2 protein-coding genes are annotated in these 1,676 nt (G+C 53.8%); both read right to left on the reverse strand.

Annotation, left to right across the window (positions count from 1 at the left end; genetic code table 11):
- On the reverse strand, positions 1–1,205 hold a 1,205-nt coding region (locus DMG62_24865; GenBank protein PYY19192.1), incomplete at its 3' end, for a hypothetical protein.
- Positions 1,206–1,367: 162 nt separating this feature from the next.
- Complete coding sequence (locus DMG62_24870; GenBank protein ID PYY19193.1) at positions 1,368–1,559, reverse strand: hypothetical protein; 192 nt, start codon at positions 1,557–1,559, stop codon at positions 1,368–1,370.
- Positions 1,560–1,676 lie beyond the last annotated feature (117 nt).

Consider the following 1,676-nt stretch of genomic DNA (forward strand, 5'->3'; position numbering starts at 1 on the left):
AGATCGAGCGCGAAATTGGCGATTGGCTCGCCCGCCGGGCGCCGCAAAAAAAGTGGAAACCCGGAGTAACTTGTGATCGCAGGCTGCAGCAGCTGACCGGCAGGGACGCCGCGATCAGCTTGACTGTCTATCAACTCAGTATTGACTGCTGCAAGAAAGCTACTCTCCTGGAGCGCCTGCATCGCACTGCCGGAAAACTCGCCGTGCGGAAAGACCATAACTTTGTCATAGCTCAACCCGGTATCTCGACTGAGTCGCTCCATCCGGTCCAGTGCCAAGGCGATGAGTTGTCTGGAGCTGGATACGTTACCGCAAAACTCCGCGTTGACATGATCGCAGCCATGCACACATAGAGATAGACGGGGCCATCGGGATCGGAACAACTCAACCACGGACGGCGACGTTCGCTTGAAGTTCCATGGGATGAAACCAATCGAAACTGCACAGTCCAGCTTATCCAGCCATTGTGCGAGAGTCTTAGGGTCGATAAAGCCATAGCTCTCTTTGAGATCGGGATCATCCATCACGATGTTGGCGGCTCGGAGCGGCGTCTGCCAGGCAGAGATACCGCAATCGCGGAGGAAGAAGAGTAAAGGAGCCAGGCCGGAGAAGCTCAACGCTGCTCTGAGATTACACCGCGCTTCCGCGTCAACATCAAAAATGCAACTGGAACAGCTAACAAAGAGTTGCGTTCCTGGCAGCATCACTCGAAAAAAGAAGGAAAGTTCGCCAATGCTGACAATGGTTTCGACCGGACAGCTCGTACCCGCCACAGTCAGCCCGAAATCGCTCTCTGCCTTGACAGGTCCGAATTCGAGCCCACTGAACGGCTTCGCCAAGGCAAGAGGTTTAACTGCATAGCAATGGGCGTCCCCCTGAAACCGGGTGACTTCCACCTTGCCTCCAATCCATTCTGCCAAACACCGAACGTTTTCCGTATCACAGTCCCACGCGCAAAGCAGGACGGCGGCAAAATTGCCAAAGACTTGGGCAAGCGAAACTGACCGGGTCCGTGCCAAGGCTCCAGCCGCGTTCAGGTGTTGTCCCGAAATAATCAAAACACTCTTTTTGTTGGAGTTGATGGTGTCAACGCAGACGGCCTCTTCTAACGACGCCTGGGGTTCAAAATGGGCGCCCAGCGTTTGCAGAAGGCGGGAGAGCGATGTCTCTGAAGAATTTTCAAGCAAGACAAGGCGCGTACTCATCGCGAGAACATATCTAAGCGTTTCGCTGTTAAGCTAATCTCGCGCAAACGAATTCGTCGCCAAATCACAGATATTCCCAGAGATGCTGACAAAATTCGACCAAAGCTTCGGACCACCCCCGGATCGGCGCAAGGATTGTAGGTTTCCAAGGATCTCATACAGCTACTGATTCCTGGGCGGCACGAGGCGTATGTGGTCTGGCGCTCTGAACTCGTCGCGGTAATCCAGGAGAAGGCTCGCGCCTCTTTTGCTGGCCTTGATTCCTTGCTGTGGAGTAGCCCGCCGGCCAAATTTCCACCAGTGGCGAACAGCGGCCGGCGTCAGCAATGTCGCTTTTCCTGAACGCGCATTCATCCTAAAATAAATACGGCTTCTAACGAGGCGAGTGCTGACCGGAAAATTTTCAGACAGGGCGATTGCTTGCCGCTCTGCTCTTTTTTCTTTCGATTATCATCCATAAATTGAGCCATT

It is taken from the genome of Acidobacteriota bacterium (genome assembly GCA_003225175.1).
Classification (GTDB): domain Bacteria; phylum Acidobacteriota; class Terriglobia; order Terriglobales; family Acidobacteriaceae; genus Gp1-AA112.

Coding starts and splice junctions, on each gene's coding strand:
- DMG62_24870 (PYY19193.1), bottom strand. CDS start 1,559: ATGAATGCGCGTTCAGGAAAAGCGACATTGCTGACGCCGGCCGCTGTT.